This window comes from Streptomyces sp. (assembly GCF_050698815.1).
Taxonomy (GTDB): domain Bacteria; phylum Actinomycetota; class Actinomycetes; order Streptomycetales; family Streptomycetaceae; genus Streptomyces.
The window spans coordinates 1-3,710 of sequence record NZ_JBOHCV010000448.1 but is presented as its reverse complement, the minus strand read 5'-3'; the positions used below and the strand labels follow the sequence as shown (position 1 = coordinate 3,710).

Annotated in this window: 4 protein-coding genes and 1 tRNA gene; 2 read left to right on the top strand and 3 right to left on the bottom strand. The window is 68.3% G+C overall.

Features of this window, described 5'->3' with window-relative positions; translation table 11 throughout:
* Positions 1-13 precede the first annotated feature (13 nt).
* Positions 14-169, top strand: a complete 156-nt coding sequence (locus tag ACRDP3_RS16350) for a DUF305 domain-containing protein (RefSeq protein ID WP_431517687.1) — start codon at positions 14-16, stop codon at positions 167-169.
* A 97-nt stretch (positions 170-266) separates the two neighbouring features.
* Here ACRDP3_RS16350 and ACRDP3_RS16345 read toward each other — a convergent pair whose 3' ends face one another.
* On the bottom strand, positions 267-767 hold the full coding sequence (locus ACRDP3_RS16345) for a hypothetical protein (RefSeq protein ID WP_431517686.1): 501 nt from the start codon (positions 765-767) through the stop codon (positions 267-269).
* Positions 768-947: 180 nt separating this feature from the next.
* Entirely contained in the window at positions 948-1,451 is a 504-nt protein-coding gene (locus tag ACRDP3_RS16340) for a DUF4396 domain-containing protein (protein WP_431517685.1), read from the bottom strand.
* Positions 1,452-1,774: 323 nt separating this feature from the next.
* Between ACRDP3_RS16340 and ACRDP3_RS16335 the strand changes: the two genes are divergently transcribed.
* A complete protein-coding gene (locus tag ACRDP3_RS16335; RefSeq protein ID WP_431517684.1) occupies positions 1,775-3,142 on the top strand; it encodes a flavin monoamine oxidase family protein in 1,368 nt (455 codons plus the stop codon).
* A gap of 193 nt (positions 3,143-3,335) precedes the next feature.
* Here the strand turns inward: ACRDP3_RS16335 and ACRDP3_RS16330 are convergent.
* A tRNA-Arg gene (locus tag ACRDP3_RS16330) sits at positions 3,336-3,406 on the bottom strand.
* Positions 3,407-3,710 lie beyond the last annotated feature (304 nt).

Sequence of the window (3,710 nt, the reverse complement as noted above, 5' to 3'; positions counted from 1 at the left end):
CGACACCGCCTTCCTGAAGATGATGGTCGAACATCACAAGGGCGCCGTCTCGATGGCTGACACCGAGAAGTCGAAGGGCTCCTACAAGCCCGCCAAGGACATGGCTCAGGACATCACCAAGTCGCAGACCGCCGAAATCAAGGAGATGGACAAGCTGCTCGGCAAGTAGCGGGCACGGGGCCGCACTTGCCGGGTGCGGCCCCTCCCTTCGCGCGTAGATCCGTCAGGCCGTGATGGGCTCGGGGTGGTTCCCAGCGGGTGGGCGCTCAGACCAGCGCGATGACGAGCAAGCTGACGCTGACGACGGCAAGCGCCGCACGCGTGGCGTGCCCGTACTCCCAGCGGGCCCGCAGTTCGGTCCACTCCGCACGCGCCTCGCGGCCGGCACCCCGGCGCCCCGCTCCGAAAGCGAAGAAACCAGAGCTGAACCGGTCAAGAGCCGCCCCCTCCAGCCAGAACCCATTCACAGGGTGCACGCGCAGCCAGTAGACCGCCTGCATCCCCACAAGGGCCGCGAGCGCGACCGCACGCAGCGGGAAGTCGATACCCCCGGCCTCGGTCAGCGCCAGCGCCAGCGCTGTCACCATGATGCTCGCGAACTCGCCGACCCCCGCGATGGTGAACCCGGGGTAGTAGATCCGCTGGACCACTACGTACTCGGCGCGGCTGAGGCGCAGCTTGCCGGGCAGTTCAAGGACGTGTGCCACCGCCGGGGTCATCGCCACGACAGCCAGCAGTGCGGCGAGCACTCCGAATGCATCTGTCACCGTGCCCGCCCTTCCTCGACCTCCCGGTGCGCACTGCGGGTTCAAGCCGCCTCGAAGTCAGAAGAGCGGCCCGAGCACGATCATCGGCGACGGGTGGCCCGTAGCCGTCTCGGCACGCTTGGCGGGGGGCAAGGCTGGTGCCGACGAGTCGCCTCCGAGTCGATGGAGGGCGACGGAGGTTCAGTGGTAGGCGTGGACGACGGCATGGCCCTTGCCGCGGCCGATCATCCACTTGTTGACCGGAGTGGTGATGACGAAGGCGACAGCGAAGCCGCCCAGCAGCGACGACCAGAACAACCCGTCGGACAGATGGGCCTCCATCGCGCCGGGCACCACGGCGATGATGCCGTTGTCGACCAGTTCCATCACCGCGATGGAGACGGTGTCGGCGGCCAGCGCGACCTTGATGGCGGCCTTCCAGCTCACGCCCGCTCTGAGGACCGCGAACAGGGTGAAGGAGTAGCCGAAAATGAACGCCAGGGTGATCGCCAGAGCCATCGTCGGCACGTTGCCCCAGATCAGGGCGGTGCCGATGACCATGCCGAGGATCTCGCCGATGGCGCAGCCCGTCAGGCAGTGCAGCGTCGCTTTGGCCGCGGTGCCCCAGGGCGCGCCGCCCGGCAGTTGATCACCGTGGCCGGCGTGGTCTTGGGCGGATGCGCTCTGGCGGTCAGCGTGGTCCATGACCTTTTCGTCCCCATCCTCGTCTGCTGTGGCCCGGGAAGGGCCACAGTCAAGAAGTGTATACCCCTTAGGGGTATACTGCCTTTCGTCTTCGAGGGTGGTCCTCCGGCCAGTAAATCGGCGCCAGCGCCCATACGCCCCCCACGTGTCCCAGTCCGCGTCGGTCGCGGGCGCTGTCGACGTCGAGGCGGTACGGGACAGGCCAGAGCATCCCTTCGCTCTCCACGGCCGTCTCTGTGCGGGGCGTTGAGCTACGAGGCACCTTGCTCGGTACGCGGCTATGGGACCGACCGAGAGGCTGCACCGCCCACTACCCTGACCGGGTGCGCCGCGCGAAGCGCGCCGAGAAGGGGGTGCGTGCGATGGATCGAGTCGACACGGTCGTCGTGGGTGCGGGTATCGCAGGACTGACCGCGGCACGACTGCTTTCCCGGAGCGGTCAGCGGGTCGTCCTGCTCGAGGCTCGCGATCGCATCGGCGGACGTGTGTGGAGCGACCGGGACGGCGGGGTCGTCACGGACCTCGGCGCGTCCTGGATCCATGGGGTCACCGACAGCCCGGTCGCCGCAGCGGCAGCCGCATTCGGGCTGCGGACCGCGGAGTTCACGGTCGGCGGGTACCAGCCGTACAGCCGGCCCATCGCGTACTACGGTCCCTCGGGCGTTCGTCTCACCGACGACGAGGTGGAGCGCTTCGTGGCCGACATCGGCGCGGTGGATGCCGAGCTCGCCCACGTCGTGGCCGCCATGGCGCCGGGGCGCTCGTACGGCGAGGCGGTCGAGACGGCCCTGGCCGCCCAGGGCTGGGGGGCGGAACGCGCCGAGCGCGTCCGCGAGTACCTGCGCCATCGGACCGAGGAGCAGTACGGCGTCTGGATCGACGAGCTCGACGCGCACGGGCTCGACGACGATTCGATCGACGGCGACGAGGTCGTCTTCCCCGACGGCTACGACGCCCTCGCGACACACCTCGCGACGGGACTCGACGTTCGGCTCGAGCACGTCGTCACCTCGGTGCACTGGTCATCCGACGGAGTCGAGGTCACCACCGATCACGGCGTGTTCACGGCGAACCGTGTCGTGGTCACCGTCCCGATCGGGGTGCTGAAGTCCGCGGAGTTCAGCATCGAACCCCCGCTGCCCGAACCGGTGGCCGGTGCGGTGGCACGCCTGGAGATGAACGCCTTCGAGAAGGTCTTCCTCCGTTTCCGCTCGAAGTTCTGGGACGACGAGGTGTACGGCATCCGTCAGCAAGGGCCCAGCGGGGTCTGGTGGCACTCCTGGTACGACCTCACCGCCCTGCATGGCGAGCCGACGCTCCTCACGTTCGCCGCCGGTCCGGCCGCGCGGGAGACGCGAGGATGGGAGCAGGAGAAGATCGTCGACTCGGTCCTCCGCGAACTGCGCCGGCTCTACGGCGACCGCGTCGAGGACCCCACCTGTGTGCACGTGACCTCGTGGCAGGACGACCCCTACTCGCGAGGGTCGTACGCGTACATGACCGTGGGATCGGCGCCCGAAGACCATGACCTTCTCGCCACCCCTGTGGGCGGCGTGCTGCATCTCGCCGGCGAGGCGACGTGGACCGAGGATCCCGCGACGGTCAACGCGGCGCTCCGCTCCGGCCACCGCGCCGCGTCCGACGTCCTCGGGCATCCCCTTCCGATCGAGGACGCCTGGGCCGCCGACTGAGGGCGTTCCGCCGATCTCCCGCCATCCCACCGCCTCCGCACCGATAGCAGGCAACTTGGCCCCCGGCCAGGGAAGTTGGTCGGGGACCTGCTGTGTGTGCAGCCGCATGCGACGGCATGCGGCTGCACACACGACAACGCCCCGCTCCCAGCATCCAAGCTGGTCGCAGGGCGTTTGGGTACTTCAGAAGGAGTACCCCCGGCAGGATTCGAACCTGCGCACACGGCTCCGGAGGCCGTCGGGTTCCCGGAAGTTTCCGCAGGCCAGAGCGCTATGTGATGGCGTATCAGTCAGGCTGTCCCACAAAACCCCCACGATCCACAAGGCCGCGGCCTGTTCAGCAACGGGTGGATCGTCGTCGGCGTGACAGCCCAGGCGGCAGCCCAACTCGACCTCAAGAACGTGTCCGTCATGAACAGTCTCTTCCGCGCCGCCCCGATCGTGTCGCGCGTCAGACTTTGTGGCAGGGCCCGTTGCTTGCGGGTCTGATCACGTGAGGAGTCTGATCGTTCATGCCGAAACCACCGGTGCTGCCGGCGGAGGAGAAGGTCCGGATCGTGCTGTCGAT